Annotated in this window: 1 protein-coding gene; it reads left to right on the plus strand. The window is 66.3% G+C overall.

What is annotated here, in order from left to right; genetic code table 11:
- Nucleotides 1-258 (plus strand): AsmA family protein (locus Ga0451573_RS19355; RefSeq protein WP_231685826.1); only part of this gene is annotated, 258 nt, incomplete at both ends.

A 258-nucleotide genomic window follows, 5' to 3' on the forward strand; every position in this document is an offset into this window, starting at 1 on the left:
GGAAGCCTTTGCCGCCATCTTCGGCCGCAACACGCCATCGGAGGCGGGCAAGGGCGCACCGCAGCTGGCGGGTGAAGATCTCGATGTGCGGGTGAAAGCCGGGCCGGTCAGCCATGGCGGGCTGGTGGCAGAATCGCTCGATACCGGCTTTCGTCTGCGCGACGGCGTCTTCGATATCGACCGCCTGACCGTGGGCAATGTGTCCGGGGCGACCATTACCGCAACCGGCAAGATCGCGCCGTTCAAGGCCGAGCCTTC

The sequence above is a fragment of the Phosphitispora fastidiosa genome, assembly GCF_019008365.1.
Lineage (GTDB): Bacteria > Bacillota > Thermincolia > Thermincolales > UBA2595 > Phosphitispora > Phosphitispora fastidiosa.